Source organism: Streptomyces canus, from assembly GCF_001514145.1.
GTDB lineage: Bacteria > Actinomycetota > Actinomycetes > Streptomycetales > Streptomycetaceae > Streptomyces > Streptomyces canus.
This window is the reverse complement of the sequence record NZ_KQ948670.1, coordinates 122,654-148,532: the sequence shown is the minus strand read 5'-3', so window position 1 is coordinate 148,532 and position 25,879 is coordinate 122,654. Positions and strand designations below refer to the sequence as shown.

Annotated in this window: 20 protein-coding genes; 14 read left to right on the top strand and 6 right to left on the bottom strand. The window is 70.5% G+C overall.

Annotated features, from left to right (window positions below):
• Window positions 1–130 precede the first annotated feature (130 nt).
• Together AQJ46_RS37555 and AQJ46_RS37550 are read left to right on the top strand one after the other, a co-directional pair.
• Entirely contained in the window at window positions 131–448 is a 318-nt protein-coding gene (locus tag AQJ46_RS37555; protein ID WP_059209822.1) for a hypothetical protein, read from the top strand.
• A 174-nt stretch (window positions 449–622) separates the two neighbouring features.
• Window positions 623–1,531, top strand: a complete 909-nt coding sequence (locus tag AQJ46_RS37550; RefSeq protein ID WP_059209821.1) for a glycoside hydrolase family 16 protein — start codon at window positions 623–625, stop codon at window positions 1,529–1,531.
• Here AQJ46_RS37550 and AQJ46_RS37545 read toward each other — a convergent pair.
• Together AQJ46_RS37545 and AQJ46_RS37540 are read right to left on the bottom strand one after the other, a co-directional pair.
• Complete coding sequence (locus AQJ46_RS37545) at window positions 1,494–2,411, bottom strand: LLM class flavin-dependent oxidoreductase (RefSeq protein ID WP_059209820.1); 918 nt, start codon at window positions 2,409–2,411, stop codon at window positions 1,494–1,496. The genes AQJ46_RS37550 and AQJ46_RS37545 overlap by 38 nt on opposite strands.
• A 40-nt stretch (window positions 2,412–2,451) precedes the next feature.
• Window positions 2,452–3,471, bottom strand: a complete 1,020-nt coding sequence (locus AQJ46_RS37540; protein WP_059209819.1) for an aldo/keto reductase — start codon at window positions 3,469–3,471, stop codon at window positions 2,452–2,454.
• A 71-nt stretch (window positions 3,472–3,542) separates the two neighbouring features.
• Here AQJ46_RS37540 and AQJ46_RS37535 point away from each other — a divergent pair, with 71 nt between their 5' ends.
• From AQJ46_RS37535 to AQJ46_RS37525, 3 genes are all read left to right on the top strand, one after another.
• The gene (locus AQJ46_RS37535; protein WP_079072599.1) at window positions 3,543–4,199 is read left to right on the top strand and encodes a TetR/AcrR family transcriptional regulator; all 657 of its coding nucleotides are present in this window, start codon (window positions 3,543–3,545) and stop codon (window positions 4,197–4,199) included.
• A gap of 409 nt (window positions 4,200–4,608) precedes the next feature.
• Entirely contained in the window at window positions 4,609–5,544 is a 936-nt protein-coding gene (locus AQJ46_RS37530) for an alpha/beta hydrolase (protein ID WP_225887494.1), read from the top strand.
• 10 nt (window positions 5,545–5,554) lie between these two features.
• Entirely contained in the window at window positions 5,555–6,274 is a 720-nt protein-coding gene (locus tag AQJ46_RS37525) for a helix-turn-helix transcriptional regulator (protein WP_059209816.1), read from the top strand.
• 47 nt (window positions 6,275–6,321) lie between these two features.
• On the opposite strand, the gene AQJ46_RS37520 is transcribed toward AQJ46_RS37525, so the two are convergent.
• On the bottom strand, window positions 6,322–8,793 hold the full coding sequence (locus tag AQJ46_RS37520; RefSeq protein WP_059209815.1) for a tetratricopeptide repeat protein: 2,472 nt from the start codon (window positions 8,791–8,793) through the stop codon (window positions 6,322–6,324).
• Between the two features lie 178 nt (window positions 8,794–8,971).
• Between AQJ46_RS37520 and AQJ46_RS37515 the strand changes: the two genes are divergently transcribed.
• The 4 genes from AQJ46_RS37515 (at window position 8,972) to AQJ46_RS37500 (ending at window position 13,328) form a co-directional block, all read left to right on the top strand.
• Complete coding sequence (locus AQJ46_RS37515; protein ID WP_059209814.1) at window positions 8,972–9,427, top strand: carboxymuconolactone decarboxylase family protein; 456 nt, start codon at window positions 8,972–8,974, stop codon at window positions 9,425–9,427.
• 60 nt (window positions 9,428–9,487) lie between these two features.
• The gene (locus tag AQJ46_RS37510) at window positions 9,488–9,949 is read left to right on the top strand and encodes an iron chaperone (protein ID WP_059209813.1); all 462 of its coding nucleotides are present in this window, start codon (window positions 9,488–9,490) and stop codon (window positions 9,947–9,949) included.
• A 37-nt stretch (window positions 9,950–9,986) separates the two neighbouring features.
• Window positions 9,987–10,883, top strand: coding sequence for a PfkB family carbohydrate kinase (locus AQJ46_RS37505; protein ID WP_404828505.1), 897 nt, complete (start codon window positions 9,987–9,989; stop codon window positions 10,881–10,883).
• Window positions 10,884–10,991: 108 nt separating this feature from the next.
• Window positions 10,992–13,328 (top strand): glycosyl hydrolase family 95 catalytic domain-containing protein, encoded by a 2,337-nt coding sequence (locus tag AQJ46_RS37500; RefSeq protein WP_059209811.1) that lies wholly within the window; start codon window positions 10,992–10,994, stop codon window positions 13,326–13,328.
• A 6-nt stretch (window positions 13,329–13,334) separates the two neighbouring features.
• On the opposite strand, the gene AQJ46_RS37495 is transcribed toward AQJ46_RS37500, so the two are convergent.
• Entirely contained in the window at window positions 13,335–13,517 is a 183-nt protein-coding gene (locus AQJ46_RS37495) for a hypothetical protein (RefSeq protein WP_059209810.1), read from the bottom strand.
• 230 nt (window positions 13,518–13,747) lie between these two features.
• Here AQJ46_RS37495 and AQJ46_RS37490 point away from each other — a divergent pair, with 230 nt between their 5' ends.
• The 3 genes from AQJ46_RS37490 to AQJ46_RS37480 all read left to right on the top strand — a co-directional run bounded on the left by AQJ46_RS37490 (window position 13,748) and on the right by AQJ46_RS37480 (window position 22,105).
• A complete protein-coding gene (locus tag AQJ46_RS37490; protein ID WP_059209809.1) occupies window positions 13,748–18,949 on the top strand; it encodes a family 43 glycosylhydrolase in 5,202 nt (1,733 codons plus the stop codon).
• Window positions 18,950–19,193: 244 nt separating this feature from the next.
• Window positions 19,194–20,846: a glycosyl hydrolase family 28-related protein gene (locus tag AQJ46_RS37485; RefSeq protein ID WP_059209808.1), complete on the top strand. Its 1,653-nt coding sequence runs from the start codon at window positions 19,194–19,196 to the stop codon at window positions 20,844–20,846.
• Window positions 20,843–22,105, top strand: a complete 1,263-nt coding sequence (locus AQJ46_RS37480; protein WP_059209807.1) for an alginate lyase family protein — start codon at window positions 20,843–20,845, stop codon at window positions 22,103–22,105. Before AQJ46_RS37485 ends, AQJ46_RS37480 begins: the two co-directional genes overlap by 4 nt.
• A 385-nt stretch (window positions 22,106–22,490) precedes the next feature.
• Here AQJ46_RS37480 and AQJ46_RS37475 read toward each other — a convergent pair whose 3' ends face one another.
• Window positions 22,491–23,303: an SAM-dependent methyltransferase gene (locus AQJ46_RS37475; RefSeq protein WP_079072579.1), complete on the bottom strand. Its 813-nt coding sequence runs from the start codon at window positions 23,301–23,303 to the stop codon at window positions 22,491–22,493.
• A 163-nt stretch (window positions 23,304–23,466) separates the two neighbouring features.
• Between AQJ46_RS37475 and AQJ46_RS37470 the strand changes: the two genes are divergently transcribed.
• Complete coding sequence (locus tag AQJ46_RS37470) at window positions 23,467–24,774, top strand: PP2C family protein-serine/threonine phosphatase (RefSeq protein ID WP_059209806.1); 1,308 nt, start codon at window positions 23,467–23,469, stop codon at window positions 24,772–24,774.
• Window positions 24,775–24,981: 207 nt separating this feature from the next.
• On the opposite strand, the gene AQJ46_RS37465 is transcribed toward AQJ46_RS37470, so the two are convergent.
• A complete protein-coding gene (locus AQJ46_RS37465; RefSeq protein WP_057614072.1) occupies window positions 24,982–25,380 on the bottom strand; it encodes an ATP-binding protein in 399 nt (132 codons plus the stop codon).
• A 303-nt stretch (window positions 25,381–25,683) separates the two neighbouring features.
• On the opposite strand from AQJ46_RS37465, the gene AQJ46_RS37460 reads away from it, so the two are divergent.
• Window positions 25,684–25,879, top strand: a 196-nt coding sequence (locus AQJ46_RS37460) for a helix-turn-helix domain-containing protein (RefSeq protein WP_159064100.1), incomplete at its 3' end; no start/stop codon positions are given.

Genomic DNA, 25,879 nt, shown 5'->3' with positions numbered 1-25,879 from the left:
CGCCATGCAGGGACAGGTCCAGAAAACGACCTTCCGCGACACACCTTCTCCACATCCGTGACCCTTCCCCGGGCCTTCGGTTCCGATCGGCCTGACGGGGAACCGGGTAGGACGTCAGAAAGGAGTCGCCGTGACCACCTACGTGATCACCGTCCCCGGCACGTTCCTGCGCGGGGTCCCCGACAGCGTCCGCTCCGACATCGGGCGAAGGCTCCGGCCTCAGGACCCCAGGAACACGGATCTCGGGGAGAGCGAGGATCTGAGTGTGCTGACCGTGGAGGAGGACGGCATGTTCGCCGCCCGGGTCGAGGTCGAGGCCGCCGACCGAACGCAGGCCGAAGCCGAAGCGGTACGGCTGGTTTCCCGGGCCCTTCGGGACAGCGGCCTGGCCGAGGAGGACTCGCCGTTGGGCGCGGCGGTCGTGACCGGCATCGACAGCGAGTTCTGAGGCAGGGGCCGCAACGGCCGTCCGGTTCGCGGCGTGTCCGGGGGATGGCGCCGCGGAGTCCGGCGGGCGAGGATGTTCCTTCGCGAAAGTGCGGTCCGCCCCCCGCGGTTCATGCCCTCTCGGTGCCCCGCGCGGCAAGGACGGACGGCGTCGGCCGCCTGAAGGAGCCTCGGGATGGGTTCACACGCAGCGCCGCACCACCACAAGCGCATCTTGGTGATGGTCTCGAGCCTCCTGCTCGTGGGAGGCGGCCTCCTGGGCCTCCCACGGGCCGACGGGGCACCCGCTCCGGCCGACGCCTGCCGGACGACCGCCACGCACCTGCCCCGCGGTGACTGCGGGCCCTTCTGGCAGGTCCTCGCCGAGGACTTCAACGGCGACCGGGTGCCCCTGGGTTCCTTCAGCGACTGCGAGCACGCCGTCGACACCTCCGCGGCCTACTGCGGGGGCCTGAAGGGGAAGTACCGCGACAACTGGTGGGCGTATCCGACCGGTTGGCCCGACACGGCCGGCAGCCGGGGGCGGGATGTGGTGGGGGTCTACCACCCGGAGGACACCGTGAGCGTCGGTCCCGCGGCGAACGGCGACGGAAGGATGTCGGTCCGGATGTGGCGACCCTCCGACGGCGGCCCCGTGCATGCCGCGGCGCTGGTGCCACGTGCGGTGATGCAGATGAAATACGGCAAGTACAGCGCCCGCATCAAGGTCACGAAACTCGCGCCCGGCTACAAGTCCGCGTGGCTGCACTACGGCGGAGGCTGCGAGATGGACCACCCCGAAGGCGAGTGGACCGGATCCCTCAGCTCCTTCCACCATCCCTGTGGTGGCGGTGAGCAGGGCTACTTCCCGGGAAGCGACGAATGGACGCGGTGGCACACGGTGTCCACCGAGTGGACTCCTGGCCACGTCCGGTTCTTCGTCGACGGCCGGCAGACGGGTCATGACACCCGTGATGTGCCGGACCGTCCGCTGTCCTGGGTACTCCAGAACGAAAGCGCTCTGGAGGGCCCGGGGGCGGCACCGGGAAGCAGCGCGCAGCTCGACATCACGTGGGTCGCGGCGTATGCCTACGGCTGGAAGTGACGGGTCGGACAGACGGGTTGATGAGTTCGTCCGTGACCCACCGGGCGACGTGCGCGGGGTAGGGCGACGGCAGGCCGAGGACCAGGTGGGTGAAGCCCGCGTCGATCGCTTCGGTGATCGCGTCGCGGGTGGAGCCCGGACGGTCGTAGGAGACCGGCAGGTGGATCGAGCGGGTGATCTCGGCCGGGTCGCGGCCGATCTCCCCGCAGTAGCGGTCCAGGAGGGCGCTGCGGCGGACGACGTCCTCGATGTCGCCGCCGGGGATGTTCCACAGGTCGGCGTGTTCGGCCGCGATGCGCAGGGTCGCGGTCGAACGGCCGCCGATGAGGAGCGGGGGGTGGGGGCGCTGGACCGGTTTGGGGTTGCCGAAGGCTCCGGTGAGGTGGTGGTGGGTGCCGTGGTGGTCGAAGGGTTTCTCCTCGGTCCACAGGCGCTTGATCAGGGTGCAGGCCTCCGCGAGGCTGCTCACCGCTTGGGCGGAGTCGTGGAAGGGCAGGCCGTGGGCTTCGTACTCGCGTCTGGCCAGGGGGTGGTCGGGGCGGGAGCCGACGCCGATGCCGAAGTCGAGCCGGCCTCCGGAGACCACGTCGACGGTGGTGGCGATCTTGGCCAGCATCGCGGGTGGCCGGAAGCGGTTGCTGGTCACCATGACGCCGAGCCGTAGGCGTCGGGTCTGGGCGGCCAGGGCCGCGAGGAGGGTCCAGCCTTCGTAGGCCGGGCCGTCAGGATCGCCGCCGATCGGCATGAGGTGGTCGAAGAGCCAGGCGTGCTCGATGGCGGGGATGGTGTCCGCCTCGCGCCAGACCCGGAGGATGTCGTGGTAGTCGACCTGCATGGGGGCGGTCATGATCCCGAAGCTGGGCGGGGGTCGGTGCGGCATGGACGGTGGGTCCCTTTCGTCCTGGGGTCTCCCCCGGCGGTCAGCGGCGGCGCAGTGACGGGTCGAGGAGCGCGGGCGGGGTGTCGTACTTCTCGTCCGGGGCCAGATCGGTGCCGGGGGCGACGATCTCGTCGATCGCGTCGAGCACGTCGTCGGTCAGGACGGTGTCCGCGGCGGCGAGCTGGGCGCGCAGGTGGTCGACCGTACGGGGGCCGACGAGGGCACTGGTCACGCCGGGGTGGGCGGTCACGAAGCCGAGGGCGAGCTGGATGAGCGTGAGGCCCGCCTCGTCGGCGAGGGTGGCCAGTCGCTCGACGGCGTCCAGCCTGGTCCGGTTGGCGGGGATCGTGGTGTCGAATCGCGCGGGCAGGAACGCGGAGCGGTGGGTGGTGATGTCCCGGCCCGCGCGGATCGCACCCGACAGCCAGCCCGAGGCCAGCGGGCTCCACACCAGTACGCCGAGGCCGTACTCCTGGGTGACGGGCAGGACGTGGGTCTCTATGCCGCGCTGGAGGATGGAGTAGCTGGGCTGTTCGGTGACGTAACGGCTCAGGCGGTGCTCGTGGGCGGCCCACTGGGCCTGCACGATGCGGTGAGCGGGGAAGGTGGAGGAGCCGAAGTAGCGGATCTTTCCCGCGCGTTGCAGGTCGGTGAGGGCCGACAGCGTCTCCTCGTCGCCGGTGTTCGGGTCCCAGCGGTGGATCTGGTACAGGTCGACATGGTCGACACCGAGGCGGCGCAGGCTGGCGTCCAGTTCGGTGACCAGCCAACGGCGCGAACTGCCCTGGTGGTTGCGCTCGTTGCCGATGGGCATGCCGGCCTTGGTGGCCAGCACGATGTCGTCACGGCGACCGGCGATGGCCTTGCCGACCATCTCCTCCGACTCGCCGTCGCCGTACATGTCGGCGGTGTCGATGACGTTGATGCCGGCCTCGAGAGCGGCGTCGACGATCGCGGTGGCCTCGTCCTGGGTGGTGCGGCCGATCGCGCCGAAGTTCATCGCGCCGAGCGCGAGGGCGCTGACCTGGACACCGGTGCGGCCCAATGTGCGGTACTGCATGAATGTTCCTCCGTGACGGGTGCAGCCGTGCGGCATGGCATGGCTTGGTCGCCGGGCTCCGCTCTGCCATCATGGACAAACGGAACCTCGTTCCGGAAACGATACGGAACAACGTTCCGTTTTTGCAAGGAGACGGAGGAAGCGGCACGGTGAACGACGACTCGGAGCGCGCGGCCCCACGCCGGAAAGACGCCCGGCGCAACAAGGAGAACCTGCTCGACGCGGCCGCCGCGGTGTTCGTCACCAAGGGCGTGGAGGCACCGGTGCGTGACATCGCCGCCGAGGCCGGTGTCGGCCTGGGCACGATCTACCGGCACTTCCCCACCCGGTCCGACCTGATCATCGCCGTCTACCGGCACCAGGTCGACGCCTGCGCCGAGGCCGGCCCCGCCCTGCTGGCGAGCAGCGCGACGGCGCATGCCGCGCTGGAGCGGTGGATCAGTCTCTTCGTCGACTTCCTGGTCACCAAGCACGGACTCGCGGGCGTCCTGCAGTCCGACAACTCCGGTTTCGACACGCTGCACGCCTACTTCCTCGACCGCCTCGTGCCCGTGTGCACCCAGCTGCTCGACGCCGCGGCCGCGGCCGGTGAGATCCGCTCCGGCGTCGGGGCGTACGAATTGATGCGCGGGGTCGGCAACCTCTGCATCGGCGCGGACAGCGATCCCGACTACGACCCGCGGCGGCTGGTCGGGGTCCTCATTGCCGGTCTGCGCCTGCGGGGCTGACGCGCCCCGGCGGGGGGTGTCGCCCCGGTCGGGCCGCACTTCCCCTCGCCGAGACCGGAGCCGTCTCACTGCAGCCCGCTTCCGCCGATCTCCTGTCGCCGCACGGCCTCCTGGCCGGGCCGGGCTCGCGCCGCACCGACCACGATCCGATGGCGCGCGGTACCGACGGCCGGTCTGCTCGATGACCTGGCGCCGGGACGACCACGGCGGTGGCGCAAGCAACCCGCGGTGGTCGTTCGGGGCCACCCTCCCCGGTAGGTCACATGCGTGCCTGTGCGCACCGGCGCGTGGAACGGCGGATCGTCGCCCCACCAGCCGTTCCGACACCCCCAGGCGCCAGGCTGTGACGCGGCTCACCAGGAAAAGGTGACAGGGGGTTGTCGCGGACGGGTGTGACCGTGGGTGCGTGATGATCACCGATGAGGACTGCCTCGCCGAGACCCTGGCCTTCAACGCACAGTTCGAGGCGACCGCCGCGAGCCGACCGGCGCGCGAAGGAACACCGGGCGCGGACCTGCTGGCCACGTTGCGGCGTAACCGCCTTGGTGGCGACACGCCGCCCACGAGACTGCCGTACGGCCAAGACCGTGTCGTCGAGGGCGGTGTCAAGGTGCGGGTCTTCGTGCCGGATCGCGTCGACGGCGTGTATCTGCACTTCCACGGAGGCGGCTGGGCGTTCGGTTCTGCGGACGGGCAGGACGAGCGGCTGTGGCTGCTCGCCGAGCGGGCTCGGCTGGCGGTGGTGAGCGTGGACTACCGACTCGCGCCGGAACACCCCTTCCCGGCAGGGCCCGACGACTGCGAAGTGGCTGCCCGGTGGCTGGTGAAGCACACCGCTGCCGAGTTCGGTACCGAACGGCTGCTGATCGGCGGCGAGTCGGCCGGAGCCCACCTGAGCGTGATGACACTGCTGCGACTTCGGGACCGGCACGGCGTCACCGGCGCGTTCCGGGCGGCCCACCTGCTCTTCGGGCCCTACGACCTGTCGATGACACCCAGCCAGCGTTCGTTCGGCTCCAGGCGGCTGTTGAGCAACACCGACACCCTGCGGCGTACGTACGAGCTGTTCACACCGGGCTCCGGGGCGGAGCAGCGCCGTGATCCCGAGCTCTCCCCGCTGTTCGCCGACCTTGCGGGCCTGCCGACGGCCCGGATCGTCGTGGGCACCGAAGATCCTCTGCTGGACGACTCGTTGTTCCTGGCGCAGCGGTGGCAGGCGGCGGGGGCGCCGGTACGGCTCGGGGTCGTAGCCGGAGCCATGCACGGTTTCACGCTGTTTCCCCTGACCGTCACCGAGCGGGAACTGCGCCGCGAGCGCGACTTCTTGTCCACGACGGGACGGTAGCGTCGCCCACGTGAATCGCACTGCCCGGCTCTATGCGCTGGTGGAAGAGTTGCGCGCGGCGGCGCCGCGGCCGCTGACGGTCGCCGCGCTCGCGGCACGTTTCGAGGTGAGCACGCGTACGGTGCAGCGTGACCTCCAGACGCTGATGGAGGCAGGTGTCCCGGTACGCGCCACGGCCGGGCGGGGCGGGGGCTGGGCGATCGACCCGCAGATGACCCTGCCCCCGGTCCACTTCACCGCCGAGGAGGCCTCGGCGCTGGCGGTCGCACTGGCCGCAGTCGACGTCTCCACCCCGTACGCCGGGGCGACCCGCACGGCAGGCCTGAAAATCGCGGCCTCGATGACCGGCCGCGCCTCGGCGGCGGCACAGCAACTGGCCGCACGGATCGTGTCGTTGCCGACGCCGGCCGACACCGCGGTCCGCGCCGCGGTGGAGCAAGCCCTCACCACCCAGACCGTTCTACGTCTGTCCTACGTCGACGCGGCAGGACGCCGAAGCGACCGCGCGGTGGAGCCGGCCGGGCTGCTCACGGCCGACGGACGGTGGTATCTCATCGCCTGGTGCCGCACACGACAAGCCGGCCGGGGCTTCCGGCTGGACCGCATCGCAGCGGCGGCCCCCACCGATGAGCAGGCCCAGCCGCACGACCTGTCCGCGCTGCTGCGGGGCTCGGCCGCCGCGAACGCCGTGCAGCCGGCCACGTTGGCCTCACTCATGCCTCCGCTTTGAGAGACGTGATGGTGGCCTGCCTGCGGCACCCCGTGTCACGGAACGCATCAGTGCGGGTCCGGCAGAACAGCCCGCCCCGCCGCCCGGTGTTCCGCCGCCGCTGCCGGGTCCGTCTCGTCGAGGATCGCTGCGATGCCCTCGTGGGCCAGGGCCTCGGCGTGGCGGTGGCCCAGCTTCGGGGCCAGTTCCAGGGCCTGGTGGTGCAGGCGCAGGGCCTGGTCGGGCAGGCCTGCCAGGCGGCAGGTCTCGCCGTAGGCACTGAGGAAATGGATCTTCCAGTGGTCCTCGAACAGTTCCTCCAGGAGCGCGAACGCCTGCTCGTGACGGGTCAGGGCCTCCTCGTAGCGGCCCATCCGGCGCAGGGCGACGCCGAGGCAGTTCAGGCACCAGGCCTCGTTGTGCTGGTGGCCGTCCTCGCGGGCCAGCGCGAGCGCCTGGTGGAGGTGGCCGACGGCCTCGTCGGGGTCCTCATGGGCGATGGCCACGCCCAGCGTGATCAGGGCCGTCAGGGTGGGCGGCCATGCTCCGTCGGCGGGTGGGGCCGCCAGCGCCGTACGGGCCAACTGCGCCGCCTCCTCGCGGTGCCCCAGTTGCAGCAGCGCCCAGGCCTCGTACGCGGTCGCGTGGGCCGTGCCCATCGGGCAGTCGGCGTCCGCGTACAACTTCGCCGCGAGACGGAACAGGCCCAGCGGCTCCTCGACGTATCCCTCGTCCCACGCCAAGTAACCGCGCCGCATGGTCAGTTCGGCCTCCGCGCGGAGGTCACCCGCCCGCGACACCACCGCTGCCGCCGCGTCGTACGCGGCACTCGCCTCCGCCATGCGGCCCGCGTTGTAGCGGGCGAACCCCAAGTCGCTGTGTGCCTCGGCCAGTTGCAGGGGGTCGCCGAGGCGTTGCGCGGCGGCCAGGGACCGTTCGAAGAGGCCGTTGAGCATCGTGGTGCCGCAGCGCCGGGCGAAGTAGGCCCGCATGAAGCGCGGGAGTTCGCACAGGTGCCGGTCGGCCCCGGCCTCCTCCGCCGCCTCGAAGGCGGCCAGCAGGTTGAGGTACTCGGTGCCGAACCAGATCAGGGCCGCGATCTTGTCGTCGAAGTGGGGCGGTTGGGACGGTGGGCGGTCCACGGTGGCCTCGCGGCTCAGGGACAGGAACGGCATCGCGGCATCCGCCGCAGCCGCCGCGTGCACGTAGTAGTCGAGCACCCGGGTCAGCGCCCGGTCCCGCTCCGCCGCGGAGTCCTGCTCCATGGTGGCGTGGCGGGCGTGCTGGTGGACCAGGTCGTGCAGGCGGTAGCGGCCGGCCGCGGGCTGCTGGACGAGGTGCGCGTCCAGCAGGTCCTCCAGCATCTCGCGTGCGCTGCGCAGCGGCACGTCGGCCAGGGCGGCTGCCACGTGCTCGTCGAACGACGACCCCGGCAGCAGGCCCAGCAGACGGAACAGCCGGGCCTTGGCGCGGTCCAACTGCCGTACGGACATGGCGAACGCGGTGTCGAACTCGCTCGCCCCCTCCGCCATCCGCTCGACGAGGATGCCGACGGTCCAGCCCGGCCGGTGCCGCAGCCGGGCCGCGGCCAGCCTCAGGGCCAGAGGCAGACGGCCGCACAGGCGCAGGACCTCTGCCGTGGCCTCGGGGTCGCGGGCCAGGCGCCCCTCGCGGCCCTCGGCCTCGCCGCTGGCGCGGGCCAGCAGCTCGGCGCTCTCCTGTTCGGTCAGGACGTCCAGTGACACCGGCGGGACCTCGTCCAGGCCGAGCAGCCGGTTGCGGCTGGTGATGAGGGCGACGGAGGGGCCGCCGGGCAGCAGCGGGCGGACCTGGTCGGCGTCGGCGGCGTTGTCGAGGACCACGACGGCTCGCCGGTGGGCCAGTTCGGAGCGCCAGCAGGCGGCCAGTTCCTCGACACCGCCTTCCTGCGGGACCTTCTCGGACGGCACATCCAGGGCGGCGAGCAGGGTGCGCAGGGCGCGGTCGGGGTCGAGCGGCTTGCGGCCCTCGGTGAAGCCATGCAGGTCCAGGTAGAGCTGGGCGTCCGGGTAGTCGGCGGTGAGCCGGTGCGCGGCGTGCACGGCCAGGCAGGTCTTGCCGACGCCCGCCATGCCGTCGACGGCGATCACCCGGCTGCCGACCAGCCCGTCGAGTACGGCCGTGAGCTGGGCCTCGCGGCCGGTGAAGTCGGGCACGTCGCGCGGGAGGTCGTTGCGGGGCGGGCGCGGGGCACCGGCGGGCGGTGACGGGGGGTGGACCTGGCGGGTGGTTCTCGGCGGTGCCGGCAGGGGGTTGGAGGCCCGCTCCCACAGCGGGCGCAGCGGGCGGGGGTCGCGCTGGACGAGGCGGCACAGGGCGATCACCGCGGGCCACGGCGGAACGGTCTGGCCGCTGAGGTAGCGCGACAGCGACGACGAGCTGAGCCCGGCGTCCCGTGCGAGGGCCCGTACGCCCCGCTTCGACAACTCCTGGAGCAGGCGCAGCCGGGCAGCCAGCTCCTCCTGAGGATCGCCGCCCACCGTCCTGTCGTGCTCGACCACTGCTCCCCCGCTCCCCTGTCCCGCCCCGGCCCAACTCTTCCAGGCCGGATCGTGCCTGTTCAAGGCTGTTTCGGCTGTCCCACGGTGTCCCACGGCCGTCGTCCTGACAAGCCCTCTCGGCTGAGATGGAATCACGCCCCGACGGACGGGGCACAGCCCGACAGAGGAGAGATTCCTGATGCAGTCCCGTATGCAGAACCCCGCCGTCGTCCTGTCCGACGCGATGCAGCCCATCCAGCAGCTCTTCAAGGCCGTGCACTCCGGCGGGGTGGACGGGCAGACGCTGGAGCTGGTGCATCTGCGGGTCAGTCAGATCAACGGCTGCAGCGCCTGTGTCGACGGCGGCGCCAAGACGGCCCGTAAGGCAGGCGTGAGCGACGAGCGGCTGGCCACGGTCGCCGCATGGCGGGAGGCCCCCTACTTCACCGAGGAGGAGCGGGCGGCGCTCGCGCTGGCCGAGGCGGCGACGCGTCTCGCCGACCGTCCCGAGGCGGTGAGCGACGAGATCTGGGACACGGCCGCCACCTACTTCGACGAGAAGCAGCTCGCCGCGATCGTCCTGATGATCGGCGTGACGAACCTGTTCAACCGGCTCAACGCCACGACCCGGCAGATCGCCGGCGCGTGGGGGTGAACGGCGCGCCAGTCCGGAGTGAAGATGTCCCCGATCATCCGTAGACCAGGAGGAACCGTCATGGCGGCCAGTACGAGGAAGACGACCAGGAAGACCGAGACGTTCACCGACGAGGAGCGCGCCGCGATGAAGGAGCGCGCCCAGGAGGTGAAGGCGTCGGCGCGCCGCGGCTCGCGTGCCGACAAGGCGGCGGAGGACGAGGCCGCCGTGGTCGCGAAGATCGCCGAGATGGAGGACTCGGACCGGGCCATGGCCGAAAGGATCCACGCTGTCGTCAAGGCGAGTGCACCCGGCCTGGCACCGAAGCTCTGGTACGGAATGCCCGCGTACGCCAAGGACGGCAAGGTCGTCTGTTTCTTCCAGAGCGCGCAGAAGTTCCACGCGCGCTATGCGACCTTCGGCTTCAACGACAAGGCGAACCTCGACGAGGGCACGATGTGGCCGACCGCCTTCGCGCTCACGAAGCTGACGGCGGCCGACGAGGCGCGGATCGGGGAACTCGTGAGGAAGGCGGCGGGCTGAGGCGCCCGGGGCCTGCGAGCAGGAAGAGGTGCACAAGGTGGAGCCGACGAACAGCCGACGACCTCAGGGGCTGTTCGTCGGCCTGTGCACGGTGGACGTCATTCAGCTCGTGGACCATGTGCCGGGCTCCGACGAGAAACTGACGGCTCGTGAGCAGGTGGTGGCCGCGGGCGGTCCGGCCGCGAACGCGTCCGTGACCTTCAGCCATCTGGGTGGCGTGGCCAGGCTGCTCACCGGGATCGGTTCCCATCCGCTGGGGGTCGCGGCAGCGGTGGATCTGCGGAAGCTGGGGGTGAGCGTGTCGGACCTGGCCGCCGATTCGGCCGACCCGCCCGCCGTGTCGTCCATTCTGGTCACCGAGTCGAGCGGGGACCGCGCCGTGGCGTCGACCAACGCGACCGGGTACCGGCTCACGCCGCCCGACGATCTCGACGCGCTGGTGGCCGCCTGCGACATCGTCGAGTTCGACGGCCACCACATGGAGCTGGCGACGGCGACCGCCCGCGCCGCGCGTGCCGCCGGCCGGAGGACCGTTCTGGACGGGGGCAGTTGGAAGGCCGGTACGGAGGAACTGCTGCCGTCGATCGACGTGGCCGTCTGCTCGGACGACTTCCGGCCTCCCGGCACGCACACCCCGGCGGACGTCCTGCGGTTCTTGAGGGATCACGGGGTTGTCTGGTCGGCGGTGAGTCGCGGTGCGCGGCCCATCGAGTGGGCGGGCCCCGAAGGCGGTGGCACCGTGGAGGTGCCTGGCGTCCGGGTCGCGGACACACTCGGGGCCGGTGACGTCCTCCACGGGGCGCTCACCCATCACCTCGCCACTCAGGGGGACTTGACGCCGTACGGCTTCAGCGAAGCCCTGCGTGCCGCAGCGGTGGTGGCCGCACGGGCGTGTGCCTCGTTCGGCACCCGGGCCTGGATGCACGGGCGATGAGGGACATCGGATCTATCCCGTTCCATTGACGCACAGCAACCCCATCTCTATGTTGCAACGCGGGATAGCTCCGATGATTCGCCCTTGCTGAGCCCGCTTGGAGGCACCGTGTCCAGCCCCTCCGCACCCGAGCCGTCCAGACGCACCGTGCTCGCCACCGGATCCGCCCTCGGCGGCACACTCCTGGCGTCGGGGCTGCCTCTCACGCAGGCGACGGCGGCCGACCGCACCGAGGCCACACCGTCGGCCGGCGACCCGTGGCGCACTGTTCTCGACGACGCCGACCTCGTCTGGCAGCGGATGCCGACCGCCTGGTACGAAGGCCCGTTCCTCGGGAACGGCTTCCTCGGCTCCGGGATCTACGCCGAACCGGGAGCCGCGTCGACGGCGGTGCGTTTCAACATCCAGCACTCCGAAGTACAGGACCACCGCCCCGAGTTCGGTTCACTCTTCGGTCTCGCCCGGCTGCCGATCGGATACTTCACACTGGAGCCGGTGGGCGCGATCACCGGGCTCGACTGGCGGCTGTCGCTGCGCGACGCCGAGTTGACCGGCACGCTCACCACCGACAAGGGCACCTTGGCCCTGCGCGCGCTGATCCACAACGACCGCTCGGTCCTGGCCGTGGAGGTGACGGCGAGCGAGGGGGAGCGCGGCTTCCGGTGGGTGTTCCATCCGGCGGACGCGATCAGTCCGCGGGCCGCCTTCAAGCCGCTGCCGGACGGCTACCAGGGCAATCCGCCCGCCCAGGTCGCCGACCACGACGGGATCACCGCCGCCGTGCAGCCGCTGCTGGCGGGCGGACAGCACGTCACCGCATGGCAGGAGCGGGCCAGGGGCCGGACCCGGACGCTGTACGCACACGTCGCGCACTCCTACCCCAGGTCCACGGCTCTGGGCCGGGCCCTCACAGCGGTCCGCCGGACGGCACAACTCCCCTACTCCGCCCTGGCGGTGGACCACCGCGCCTGGTGGCACGCCTACTACCGCAAGAGTTTCCTGTCCCTCCCCGACGCCCGTATCCAGCGCTTCTACTGGATCCAGCTGTACAAGACCGCCTCCGCCGCCCGCCGTGACGCCCCCGTGATGGCGACGAGCGGGCCCTGGCTGGAGCCCACGCCCTGGCCCAACACCTGGTGGAACCTGAACGCCCAACTGGAGTACTGGCTCATCCACGGCTCCAACCACCTCGAACTGGACGCCATCACCCGGGCGTTGAGCGAGTTCCGGGACAACCTCGCCCAGGAGACGCCGACGCCGTACCGCGCCGACTCGCTGGGCATCCCGCGCACCACCGATCCCCATCTGGTCAACGGCGCGGCGAGCACCCTCATGGGCTACGGTGTCGGCGTCCCCGGCCAGGACCCTCCCACCCCCGAAGTCGGGAATCTGACCTGGGCGTTGCACAACGTCTGGCTCAGCTACCGGCACACGATGGACAGGTCGATCCTCCAGGACGTCCTGTTCCCCCTGCTGCGCAAGGCGATCAACTACTACCTGCACTTCCTCGAGCCCGGCCCGGACGGCAAGCTGCACCTGCCCGCCACGTTCTCCCCGGAGTACGGCGGCGACTCGCGCGACTGCAACTACGACCTGATGCTCCTGTCCTGGGGCTGCCGAACCCTTCTCGACTCCGCCGAACTCCTCGGCATCGACGACCCGTTGGCGCCCCGCTGGCGTGAGGTGCTGGCGAAGCGGGTGCCGTATCCGACGGATGCCAACGGCTTCATGATCGGCGCGGACATCCCCTTCGCGAAGTCGCACCGCCACTACTCCCACCTGCTCGCGGTGTACCCGCTGTACGAGGTCACCGGCCGCACGCCCGACGAACGCGCCCTGATCGAGCGGTCGTTGGCGCACTGGGTGGGCTTCGAAGGCGCCCTGCAGGGCTACACCTTCACCGGCGCCGCCTCCATGTCGGCGCTGCTCGGCAAGGGCGAGGACGCGCTGGGGTACCTCGGCGAGCTGATGACCCGTTTCATCCAGCCCAACACCATGTACCAGGAGTCCGGGCCGGTCATCGAGACACCGCTGTCGGCGGCACAGTCACTGCACGACATGGTGTGTCAGTCGTGGGGCGGTGTCATCCGGGTGTTTCCCGCACTGCCCGCCGCCTGGGCGGACCTGGTCGTGCACGACTTCCGTACGCAGGGCGCCTTCCTGCTCGGCGCGCGGCGTGAGAACGGCGCCACGCGCTGGGTGCGGCTGGTGAGCGAGGCGGGTGCGCCCTGCGTCGTACGGCACGGGATCGCGGGTCCCGTCGACGTGCGCGACGGACGGGGACGCCCCCTCCCTCACACCGACGTCGGCGACGGTGCCGTCCAAGTCGCCCTGCGCAAGGGGGAGTCGGCGCTCATCACCGCCAAGGGCGACCGTCCCGACCTGACGGTCGCACCCGTGCGCCCGAACGAGGACGCGCCCCCCTGGGGGCTGCCCCGCCCCTGACAGGTCTCACCGCCTGCGGCCCCGACCGCCCACGGACCAGCCGCTTCCGATGCCGGCCACGTGCAGGGCGAGCACCATGAGACCGAGCAGCATGATGTTCGTCGAGGTGAAGGTGTCGTTGGTCGAGATGTCCGCAGCGTTGATCAGAAAGGAGATGAAGAACAGGACCGCGGAGATGATGGCGAGCATGGTGCCCGTCCCTTCGATTGTCTGAGGTAGTCACGCTGGGTACAACCCGCATGCCCCCAACTCCCCGGTACATGTGGGGAAAACGTAACGTTCGACCAGTCGGACATCGTTCGAAACCTCTTGACGTCCCCGTCCCACGCGATTGACACTCTCGCAACACGACGTCACACAGCCGAAACGGCAGGGTGCCCCCGCCGAGGCCCCGCCACGCCTCAGCAGGGGAACCCCACATGACGTACTTCGCACGTCCGCGCACCCGCGCGAGACGCCGGGCAGGCCACCTCGCCGGTCTGACCGCCGCGTCACTGCTCCTGGGCCTCGCCGCCCCCATGGTCCCCGCCCAGGCGGCGGACACCGCGGACGTCACCGACGGCCTGGCCCTCTGGTACAAGCTGGACGGTGCCTCGGGCGCCACCGTCACCGACGCCTCCGGCAACGGCCGCGACGGCACGGTGAACGGGACCGCCGACTGGTCGGACCCCGCGCAGGGACTCGCCTTCAACGGCTCCGACACCTCCATCAAGGTGCCGGACGACGTCATGAAGGGCATGGACTCGATCACCGTCTCCACGGATGTGCTGATCGACTCCGCACAGACCACGCCGTACTTCATCTACGGCTTCGGCAACTCCAGCGGCAGCAACGGCAACGGGTACCTGTTCGCCACCGGCAACTCCCTGCGCACCTCGATCGCGACCGGCAACTGGTCGACCGAGCAGACCACGAAGCCCTCCGACTCGCACAACCTCACCCGCGCGGTGTGGAAGCAGCTCACCTACACCCAGACCGGCAACACCGGTGTCCTGTACGAGGACGGTGTCGAGGTCGGCCGCAACACGGCGGTCACCATCACCCCCGGCGCCATCGGATCGGGAACCACCACCGCCAACTACATCGGCAAGTCGGTCTACTCCGGCGACAAGCTCTTCAAGGGCCGGATCCGTGACTTCCGGGTGTACGACCGGGCCCTCGCGGCCTCCGAGGTCGAGCAACTCTCCCTCTCCGTCGCCGTTCAGGGTGTCTCCGACGACAAGGCCGCGCTGAGCCTCGGCGACACGAGCGCCGTCACGGCCGACCTGGACCTGCCGAAGACCGGCACGGCCGGCGGGTCCACCATCACCTGGGCCAGCGACAACACGGACGTGGTGAGCGGCTCGGGCAAGGTGACCCGGCCCGCCGCCGGTGAACCGGACGGCCACGCCACGCTCACGGCGACCCTGAAGAAGGGCACCGTGACCGACACCAAGAGCTTCGACGTCACGGTCCTGCCCGATTTCGACGACGCCACGGCCACCGAACGGGCCGCCCAGTCGCTCGCCGTGCACAACCTCGACGACGTACGCGGAAACCTGACCCTCCCGGCAGCAGGCGACTACGGCACCACCGTCTCCTGGTCCTCCGCCGACGAGAAGGTCATCGAGGACGACGGCGTGGTCCACCGCCCCGCGCACGGCGACGGCTCCACCACCGTCGCGCTGACCGCCACCGTCACCAAGGGCGAGGCGAAGGCGACCCGCACCTTCACCGCGAAGGTTCCCGAACTCCCCGCGAACGAAGCCCTCAAGGGCTACATGTTCAGCTACTTCACCGGCGAGGGCACCTCGGACGGCGAGCAGCTCTACTCGGCGCTGAGCAAGGGCAACGACCCCATGAAGTGGCGGGAGTTGAACGACGGCAAGCCGGTCCTGACCTCCACGCTCGGCGAGAAGGGCCTGCGCGACCCGTTCATCATCCGCTCCCCCGAGGGCGACAAGTTCTACCAGATCGCCACCGACCTCAGGATCTACGGCAACGGCGACTGGGACGCCGCCCAGCGCTCCGGCAGCAAGTCCATCATGATCTGGGAGTCCACCGACCTGGTCCACTGGACGAACCAGCGGCTCATCAAGATCTCTCCGGACAGCGCGGGCAACACCTGGGCGCCGGAGGCGTTCTACGACGCGAAGCTCGGCCAGTACGTGGTCTTCTGGGCGTCGAAGCTGTACGACAACGAGGCGCACTCCGGCGACACGTACAACCGCATGATGTACGCGACGACCCGCGACTTCTACACGTTCAGCGAGCCCAAGGTCTGGATCGACCGCGGCTACTCGGTCATCGACTCCACGATGATCCAGAACAACGGCACCTACTACCGTCTGTCGAAGGACGAGCGGAACAACAGCTCCTCGACGCCCAACAGCAAGTTCATCTTCGAGGAGAAGAGCGACTCGATCCTGAACCCGTCCTGGACCGCCGTCGCGGAGGGCATCGGCAAGGGCGCGATGAGCGCCGCGGAGGGGCCCTTGGTGTTCAAGTCGAACACCGAGGAGAAGTGGTACGCGTTCCTCGACGAGTTCGGGGGCCGCGGATACATCCCCTTCGAGACCACCGACCTCGATTCCGGCAACTGGACCCCGGTCGCCGACTACGACCTGCCGGCCAAGCCGCGCCACGGCACCGTCCTCCCGGTCACCCAGGCCGAGTACGACCGGCTGCTGCGCTCCTACCAGCCTGACCAGCTCGTCGAGAGCGTCGAGGGCATCTCCGTGAAGACGCGGATCAGCCAGGCACCGGTCCTGCCGGCCACCGTGATCGCCACGTACGCCGACGGCGTCAGGCGTCCCGTCGCGGTGACCTGGGCCGACGTCCCGGCGTCGAAGTACGCCCAGGCGGGCACCTTCACGGTCACCGGCAGCCTGCCCGACGGCGCGGCGATCCCGGTCCAGGCCGAGGTCACCGTCTCGCAGGAGGGCCCCGACGTCCCGGCCGACCTGCTCCTGCACTACGGCTTCGACGAGACGGGCGGCAACATCGCGGTCGACTCCAGCGGCCACGGCTACCACGGCACCTATGCCGGTACGCCCGCCTTCGGCACCGGCGTGCAGGACGGCTCCTTCAAGATGTCGGGAGTCGCCACGGGCTCGCCGTACGTCAGGATCCCGAACGGTGTGCTGAAGAACGCCGACAGCGTGACGGTGTCGACGTACGCCAAGTGGAAGGGCGGCAGCAGCTTCCAGTGGCTGTTCGGGCTCGGTCCGGACAGCAACAAGTACCTGTTCGCGACACCCTCCAACGGCGGCAACAGCCTCTACTCGGCAATCACGAAGGCGAGTTGGTCGGCGGAGTCGAAGCTGACGGCCGGCTCGCAGCTCACGCCCGGCGAGTGGCGGCACGTCACGGTCACCCTCGACGGGGCCACCGGCACGATGGTCCTCTACGTCGACGGCGTCGAGGCGGCCCGCACGACGACCACCATCAAGCCGTCCGAGCTGTACGACGCGAACAAGGACTACAGCGGCTACATCGGCAGGTCGCTGTACGCGGGCGACCCGGCCTTCGGCGGCGAGGTCGACGACTTCCGCATCTACGACCGGGCCCTGTCGGCCGCGGAGGTCATGGAGCTCAGCGGCAACACCGCGGGCATCGCCAAGGCGACGCACCCGGCACTCAAGGTCGACGCCATCGTCGACAACGCGGACAGCAAGGTCACGCTGCCGATGAAGGAGGGCACCGATCTCACCTCGCTGGCACCGGAGTTCACCCTCGCCCACGGAGCGGCGATCAGCCCCGCCTCCGGCAGCGTGCAGGACTTCAGCAAGCCGGTGACGTACGAGGTGACCGGTTCCGACGGCAAGAAGCGCACCTGGACGGTCTCGGCGCTCATCATGAAAAGCCCGGTCCTGCCGGGGCTCAACGCCGACCCGAACATCGTGCGGTTCGGCGACACCTTCTACCTCTATCCGACGACCGACGGCTTCGAGGGCTGGAGCGGCACGCAGTTCAAGGCGTACTCCTCCACCGACCTGGTCCACTGGAAGGACCACGGCGTCATCCTCGACCTCGGTCCGGACATCTCGTGGGCGGACAGCAGGGCCTGGGCGCCGACGATCGCCGAGAAGGACGGGAAGTACTACTTCTACTTCTGCGCCGACGCCAACATCGGTGTCGCGGTGTCCGACTCGCCGACCGGTCCCTTCAAGGACGCACTGGGCCGACCGCTGCTCAAGGCGGGCCAGTTCAGCGGCCAGATGATCGACCCGGCCGTGTTCACCGACGACGACGGTCAGTCGTACCTCTACTGGGGCAACGGGCACGCCTACGTGGCGCCGCTGAACGACGACATGACGTCCGTCGACCTCACGAAGATGAAGGACATCACGCCCAGCGGCTACAACGAGGGCTCCTTCGTCATCAAGCGCAAGGGCACCTACTACCTCACGTGGTCGGAGAACGACACCCGCGACGAGAACTACCGTGTCGCCTACGCCACCGGTCCCTCCCCCACCGGTCCCTGGACCAAACGGGGCGTGATCCTGGAGAAGGACCTCTCCCTCGGCATCAAGGGACCCGGTCACCATTCCGTCGTCCAGGTGCCAGGCACCGACGACTGGTACATCGCCTATCACCGGTTCGCCATCCCCGGCGGTGACGGCATGCACCGCGAAACGACCGTCGACAAGCTGGAGTTCGACTCGGACGGCCTGATCAAGAAGGTCGTGCCCACGCTGACGAGCATCGACCCGGTGAGCATCGTGCACGCCGGCGAGGACGTCGGCGGGACGGAGGGCGACGCGATCGCGCTGCACGGCACGATCTCCGGTGCGGGCAGCCCGAAGTGGACCGTCGAGGAGGGGGCGCCCTGCTCCTTCGCCGACCCCGGCTCGGCCGCGACGACGCTCACGTGCACCGACAACGGCACCTACACGGTCACCCTCACGGGTGGGCGCAGCAAGGACACGGCGACGGTCCAGGTGGCCAACGCGGCGCCTGCCGTCGTCTCCGCCACAGGCCCGCAGAACCCCGTGCCGGTCGGCAAGCGCACCGTGGTCACGGCGGAGTTCACCGACCCGGGCACGAGTGACACCCACACGTGCGTGGTCGACTGGAAGGACGGGAGCGCGCCGCAGACCGGCACGGTCAGCGCGTCCGGCTGCCGCGCCGAGCACCCCTACACCAAGGCGGGAATCCGGCGTCCGGTGATCACCGTCACCGACGACGACGGCGCCTCGGCCGGCAGGACGCTTCCCGAGGTGATCGTGTACGACCGCTCAGCCGGTCCCGCGCTCGGCACCGGAGTCCTCGGTTCCCCGGCCGGCGCCTACCCCGCCAAGCCGGACCTCACGGGCAAGGCCGCCTTCTCCTTCGCCGCGGCCTACCTGCCCGGAGCCTCGGCACCCGCCGGGGAGGCCTCCTTCGACTTCGGCCCGGCCAGGCTGAAGTTCCGCTCGACCGGCTCCGACTGGCTCGTGGTCACCGACTCCCGGGCCGTCTACCAGGGGTCCGGCACGGTCGACGGCAAGAGCGGATACGGCTTCCGGATCACCGCCACCGACGCCCCGGACACCTTCCACCTCAGGATCTGGAAGAAATCCGGCGGTGAGGTCGTCTACGACAACGTCACCGGATCGAAGATCACCGGCATCATCGCCGTCGGTTGGAGCCGCCGGTAGAACCCGGCACCGCCGCCACGCCGAGCCCCGCCGACAGACACCTCGTCGGCGGGGCTCGGCGTTGGTATCTGTTCACGGACATGGCCCATTAACCGCTGCGCAACCTCTTTCGCGCGGAAGAACCTCATGGCATGCTCACCGCCCAACGCAATTATGAACGTCGTTCACATCCATGAAGAGCACATGGGAAGGGCGAACGGACATGAGCAATGCGCACACGGGCCCCATGGACCCTCGAAATGTCATGGACATGACCAGGAGAGCACTGCTGGGAAGCGCGGTCGCCGTGGCGGCCGGCGCCGTCACCGCGCCGACCGCCCGAGCAGCCGAAGTCACGTCACTGTGGCGGGAGTTCGGCCGCACTCCTCTCACCCATCCGCAGATCCCGTACGTCGGCCGCGCCGGGTGCCACGGCGGGGCGACACGCTTTCCCCGCCACCGAGTCGTCGCCGACGTACGCGACTTCGGCGCCGTGGCGGACGGGACGACCGACTCCGCTCCCGCGATCAACCGTGCCATCGCCGCTGCCGGAAGGGCCGGCGGTGGCACGGTCACCATCCCGCCGGGCACGTTCCGCATCGACGACGTGATCCGCGTGGACCGCTCGAACGTGGTGCTCAAGGGCGCCGGCAGCGGTCGTACGACCTTGCACGCGACGAAGAACCTCACCGAGCTGATCGGGACCTACGGCTCCCGCTACGGAGGCGACAAGTCGTCCTGGTCCTGGGCGGGCGGACTGATCTGGCTGGCACCCCGGGCCCGTTGGGAATCGCTCGTCGCCGCGATCAGGGCCAAGGCGTGGCCTTTCGAGGGCTGGACCGGCAACCGGCGCGACGAGTGGCGGACGCTCACCGAGCTCGCCCCGGCACGCCAGGGCTCCTGGACGGTGACGGCCGCCGACACCCGCTCACTGCGTCCGGGGGCCCTGGTCCTCCTCCGGCTCGCGGACGACGCGGACCACACCCTGCTGGAGCACATGTGCGGCGGCGGGCCCGGCCCCGAGACCTACTTCTGGGACGACAAGACGAAGCTGACGTCGTACGTGCCCTACGAGTGGCCCGTCCGCATCGTCCGCGTCCAGGGCCGGAAGGTCACCCTCGAACGCCCGCTCCCGCTCGACCTGCGCCCCGAGTGGTCCCCGCAACTGACCACACACGTGACGGAGTTGACCAGCTCGGGCGTCGAGGGCCTGACCCTGGAGGCGCCCGAGACCCCGCAGCAGCCGCACCTGCTCGACAAGGGCCACAACGGCGTCGTGCTGCAGTGCGCGTACGACTGCTGGGTGGAGGACGTGACGGTCCGTCATGTGGACAACGGCTTCGGCCTGGTGGCCGCCTCCGCCTGTACTCTGCGCCGGACGCGCGTGGCGGGCCGCGGCTCCCATCACCCCTACTTCTGCCGCGAGGGGTCGCACGACAACCTCGTCGAGGACTTCACGATCGAGGAGCGCACCAGCCCCGCGCCCGCGGGCACCCAGCTGCACGGCATCAACGTCGAGGGGCTGTCGTCGTACAACGTCTGGTCGCGCGGCGACATGCGGATGGGCACCTTCGACAGCCATCGCGGCCTGCCCTTCGCCAATGTCCGCACCGACATCACCCTGAACAACAACGGCCGCCACGGCGGTGACGCGAGCGCGGGCCCCCTCTTCGGCGCCCGGTTCACGCACTGGAACATCCGCGTCACCAACGGCCGCGCGGGGCTGGTGAAGATCGACGGCCTGGCGCCGTACTCCGCGACCGTCGGCATCGACGAGGTCAGGGAGTTCGACCAGATCGACGTCCCCGACTTCACGGGCGATCTGCACACGCGCCTTGAGCTGTACGGCAGTTCGGAGGCGGTGCGGCCACGGAACCTGTACGAGGCCCAGCGCCGGCTGAACGGAGCGGGTCGGTGAGCGCGCGGTCCCGCCTGTGCGTCCTGGTGACGGTCCTGGCCGCGTTCACCACCGGGATCTGCGGACCGGTGGCGGCACAGACCCCGCCCCCGCCGTACACCGCGGTCCTGGACGGCGCCCGTCTGCAGCAGACGAAAGCCCGGCTCGATCGTGGTGATCCGCAACTCCGGCGCGCGGTGGAGGCGTTGACGGTCCGCGCCGACAAATGGCTGGACCAGGGCCCCTGGACGGTCGTCGACAAACCCAGACCCGCTCCCGGCGGCGACGTCCACGACTACCTCAGCCAGGCCCCGTACTGGTGGCCCTCCCAGACCCCGACTGCCGACAACCCATGGGGCTGCCCGTACGTCCAGCGTGACGGAGAGCGCAATCCCGAGGTCGACTCCGGCACCGACCGCCAGGACGTCGAGAAGACCTTCGACTCCGCGTACGACCTCTCCCTCGCCTGGTACTACACCGGCGAGAAGCGGTACGCACGCAAGGCCGGGCAGGTGCTGCGCACCTGGTTCCTCGACCCGGCCACGAGGATGAACCCCAATCTGGACCATGCACAGTTCATCCCCTGCAAGTACGACGGGCGGGCCATCGGCATCATCGACTTCTCGCAGTCGTACACCAGCGTCCTCGACGCGCTCGCCCTGCTGGACACCGGCGCTCCGGGCTGGAGCAGGAAGGACCGCACCGGCATGACGGAGTGGAACACCGACTTCCTCGGCTGGCTCAAGGACGGTGACTTCGGCAAGCAGGAGGCGGCCGCCGCCAACAACCACGGCACCTTCTACGACATGCTGCTCGCCGGCCTCGCCTACGCGACCGGCGACAAGGCCCTGGCCCGCCGTACGGTCCTGGACGCCCGTGCGAAGCGCATCGCGCCGCAGATCGCGGCCGACGGCAGCCAGCCCCAGGAGCTGACGAGGACCCGGAGTTGGCACTACTCGACCTTCGACCTGGTCGCCTACACCCGGCTCGCGGCCATCGGTCGGCACGTCGGGGTCGATCTGTGGGCGTACCGGGGCCCGGACGGCCAGAGTCTGTTCAAGGCGGTGGACTATCTGTTGCCCGCCGCGACCGGCGCCGCCGCGTGGCCCCACCCGGAGCTGGAGTTCCTCCGGTACGCGGCGACCGACGTCGTGCACGCAGCCGCCGACGCCGGCGACACACGGGCCCGCAGGGCTGTTCCGTCGCTGGAGGCACCGCCGGGCGGCGACCTGTGGACCCTGCGTCCGGCGGCGGAACAGCTGGACTCCATCGCGGGGTGAAAGCCCCCGTCAGGCTGCTGCGGCGCCCGGTAGTCCCACACCGGGACATGGTCCGTGCCGAGCGCCCGCACCGCCAAGTGGGCGAGCCCGCGGGCGGTGGTGGTGCAGCCGTAGAGGCACCAGGCCCGGCCGCGCGACCAGCAGAAGCCGGGGCTGTAGCCCTGCACGGTGTCCGGGCCGATCGGTGCGCCGCCGGATCGGTCAGGGCGCCCCAGGCGCGGATGAAGCGCCCGCGCGGGTTGTACCGGCGAGGAGCCGGCTGCTCCTTGCTGTGCGGGCATTGCCATCACGAGCGTGCCGGGCCGGGGAACCGCCGACCCACTCGCCGAGGAAGCGCCGGTCACCGCGACACCCGTCGCCGTGGCCGGCGCAGTACGGCGGGACGTCACCCGCTCCTGCGCCCGACCCCCGCGTACACCCAGTACTCCGACGGGTTCTCCGGGATGTCCTCGTACTCGTCCGGACGCCACAGGGGTACGTGGACCAGGCCCGGTTCCGTCAGCTCGAAGCCGGTGAAGAGGTCCTTTATCTCCTGGTGGGAGCGGACGGTGACCGGTGAGGTGGCCCGGGAGCGGTACAGCTGGGTGACCGCGGCGGCCGTGTCGGGGCGGTCCTGGTTGGTGGCGTGGGACAGGGCCAGCCAGCTGCCGTCGGGCAGGGCGTCCCGGAAGGCGGCGACGATGCCGGCCGGGTTCTCCTCGGGCGCGACGAAGTGCAGGATCGCGACCATGAGCACGGCGACCGGCTGGTCGAAGTCGATCAGCTCGCGCACCTGCGGCGAGGCCAGGACGTCGGCCGGCCGCCGGATGTCGGCGTCGACGATGTCGGCGTACGGGTTGTCGGCGAGCAGGGTGGCGCTGTGGGCGACGGCCACCGGGTCCTTGTCGACATAGACCACCCGGGCCTGCGGGTTCGCCGCCTGGGCCACCTCGTGGACGTTGCCCTGCGTCGGGATCCCCGAGCCGAGGTCGATGAACTGCCGGACACCGGAGTCGGCCAGGAAGCGTACCGCCCGCCCGAGAAAGGCGCGGTTGGCGCGGGCCAGCATGCGCACCTGGGGGTCGATGGCCGTGACGGCCGCCACCGCCTCCCGGTCGATGGCGAAGTTGTGCTCCCCGCCCAGCATCGCGTCGTACATCCGGGCTACGCTCGCCTTGTCCGGATCGGTCCCTGGCGGCAGAGCATCCGTGTCGGTCACCAGAACGTCCTTTCCCAGCAAGGTACTTGACGGCCCATCATATAGTTGCCCTCGACGCCTGGCGATCAGTTGTCCCCCGCCGGGCGCCCGGACCCCCACCCGGAAAGGCACCACGACCCTGCGGAACGAACCGCACAGCCGCTCCGACGACGCCCCCGCCGCCGTGCCCCCGCCCCGTCGGTCGGCCTTCTCCCCCGCGGCCGACGTCATCGGCTCGGAACTCGACCTGGGGCTGACCGGCAGCCATGTCGTGCACGCGCTCACGCCCGGCTTCTGCGATGCGGCGTCCCTCTATCTGCTGGAGCGGTGGCGGCGCGAGGAGACCACGTACGCCGGCGCGGACCCCGCCCAGATCGAGGCCCGCAGACTGGCCCTGCGCGTGGGCACGGACGCGCCCGAGTCCTGGGAGCGCACCCTGCCGGTCGGCGAGGTACTCGTCTTTCCCCGCGATACCCCGTACGCCCGCGCCCTGGTCGACGGACACGCGCAGTTGCTGGACTCGGTCGACGACCACACGGCCGAGCGGCTCGCCGCCTCCGTCGGTGAGGACGCGCGCATCGGCGAACTCCTCAAGACGCGCTCCTTCCTTGTCGTGCCGCTGCGGCTGCGGGGCGGGGCGATCGGCTTCGTCGCCTGCTCCCGTGGACCGGACCGCGGGCCGTTCCTGACCGCTGAGATCGCGGCCGTGGAGTCGCTGGCCGCGCGGGCCTCGGTCGCCCTGGACAACGCGCGCCGCTACGAGCACGAGCGCCGCACCGCCCTGGCCATCCGGCGCAGCCTGCTCCCGGGCACGATCCAGGAGGTCGAGGGCTGCCGTATCGCCCACGGCTCCCTGCCCGCCGGACAGGGCTCGATCATCGGCGGTGACTGGTTCGACGTGCTGAGACGACCGGACGACCGGGTCAGCCTGATCGTCGGGGACGCCATGGGGCACGGCCCGGAGTCGGCCGTGGCGATGATCCAGCTGCGCACCGCCGTACGCACCCTGGCCGGTCTCGACATCCCCGCCGTCGATCTCATACGACGGCTCGACGCGCTCGCCAGCGACACCCCGGGCGCGTCCTTCGCGACCTGCATCTACGCCGAGTGGGACGCCCGGCGCGGCACCTGCACCCTCGTGGGTGCCGGTCACCCCCCGCCGCTGCTGCGTGGGCCGGACGGCCGGACCGCTCCGGTCACGCTGGTCGGCGCGGGCCTGCCGCTCGGTCTCGGTGCGGGCGCCTACGAGCCGACCGTACTGAGCATCGACGAGCCCGCGCTGCTCGTGCTCTACAGCGACGGTCTGGTCGAGTCGCGGGACGCCGACATAGACCACGAGATCGCCCGTCTCGCCCGGGCGGTCGACGCGGCCGCCGTCGACCACGACCCGCTCCCCTCCCTGTGCCGACGGCTGCTCAACGCCCCCTCCGATCCGGCCGGCGCGGACGACCGCACCCTGCTCCTCGCCGAACTCACACCCACCGAGGGCTAGGGCCTGTCCGGCGGACCATCCCGGCGTCGCGGGCTCTGGCACGCACTCTCCCGGAGGGGGTGCCCCCAGCGGCGTTGTCGTCGGTTGCCGACTCCCCCATCGCGTCGCCGCCCTCCTCCGCCTTGGAGCTGCGCACCAGAGCCCGCTCGGCTCGGCCGGTAGTCACTGTTTCTTTCAGCCGGCCTGATCCGCCGGACAGGCCCTGGTTCAGGCCGACAGGTTCGCCCACACCGCGTTGCCCCCGGTGAGTCTCGAGCGGTCCACCCCCCAGGTGTCCGCGAGCTGCTCCACCAGGAACAGTCCGCGCCCGCCCTCGTCGTCGAGCCCCGCCCGGCACCGGCGCAGCGCCGGGCCCGAGTGGTCGTGGTCGTGCACCTCCAGTCGGAGGACCCCGTCGGCGACCAGCCCGATGCCGCACAGGATGCGCACGCTGAGGGTGTGGCACACGGCGTTGGTGGCCAGTTCGGACAGGAGCAGCACCGCGTCCGAGCACAGCTCGCCCGGCAGGTTCCAGGCCTTGAGCCGGGTGCCGACGGAGCGCCGGGCGACACCGACGCTGGAGCGGTGGGCGGGAAGTTCGATCCAGTGGGTTCGTTCCTGGTCCACGGCGTCTAACAGCTGCGGGGACGAGGTCGTGTGGGGGGACACGGTGTTGGCCTTCCGTGGGGGCGGCGGCGCGGCCGGACGAGAAGCATCGGGGGCGTGGGATGCCAACACGCCACAGGGTGGGGACGGTTGGCGGAACCGTGCTCGCGTTCGGCGACCCGGTTCACACAAGTCACTATGCTCGCACCCAAGTTCAACCTGCAACCAGCTCCCTGATAATTTCAGAAAGCCGATATCCGTCTGGTGGCGTCATCAAGTCGCTGTCAGACTCGAGCCGGTGACAGACTCTCAGGAGGTCAGGTCGTGAGCGAAGGCCGTACGAGCACCGGTGGCACCAGTGCTCCCACCGTGCTGCGCATGATCCTGGGCCGCCGTCTGCAGGAGCGGCGCCAGGGCGCGGGGGCCTCGCTGGAGGACGCGGCCAGGGCCCTGAGGGTGACGTCCCTGACCATCCGCCGTCTGGAGAAGGCGGAGGTCGCCCTCAAGCCGCTCTACGTCG

Coding starts and splice junctions, on each gene's coding strand:
- AQJ46_RS37495 (WP_059209810.1), bottom strand. CDS start 13,517: ATGCTCGCCATCATCTCCGCGGTCCTGTTCTTCATCTCCTTTCTGATC.
- AQJ46_RS37540 (WP_059209819.1), bottom strand. CDS start 3,471: ATGCAGTACCGCACATTGGGCCGCACCGGTGTCCAGGTCAGCGCCCTC.
- AQJ46_RS37485 (WP_059209808.1), top strand. CDS start 19,194: ATGGACATGACCAGGAGAGCACTGCTGGGAAGCGCGGTCGCCGTGGCG.
- AQJ46_RS37545 (WP_059209820.1), bottom strand. CDS start 2,411: ATGCCGCACCGACCCCCGCCCAGCTTCGGGATCATGACCGCCCCCATG.
- AQJ46_RS37550 (WP_059209821.1), top strand. CDS start 623: ATGGGTTCACACGCAGCGCCGCACCACCACAAGCGCATCTTGGTGATG.
- AQJ46_RS37530 (WP_225887494.1), top strand. CDS start 4,609: ATGATCACCGATGAGGACTGCCTCGCCGAGACCCTGGCCTTCAACGCA.
- AQJ46_RS37510 (WP_059209813.1), top strand. CDS start 9,488: ATGGCGGCCAGTACGAGGAAGACGACCAGGAAGACCGAGACGTTCACC.
- AQJ46_RS37515 (WP_059209814.1), top strand. CDS start 8,972: ATGCAGTCCCGTATGCAGAACCCCGCCGTCGTCCTGTCCGACGCGATG.
- AQJ46_RS37535 (WP_079072599.1), top strand. CDS start 3,543: ATGGACAAACGGAACCTCGTTCCGGAAACGATACGGAACAACGTTCCG.
- AQJ46_RS37490 (WP_059209809.1), top strand. CDS start 13,748: ATGACGTACTTCGCACGTCCGCGCACCCGCGCGAGACGCCGGGCAGGC.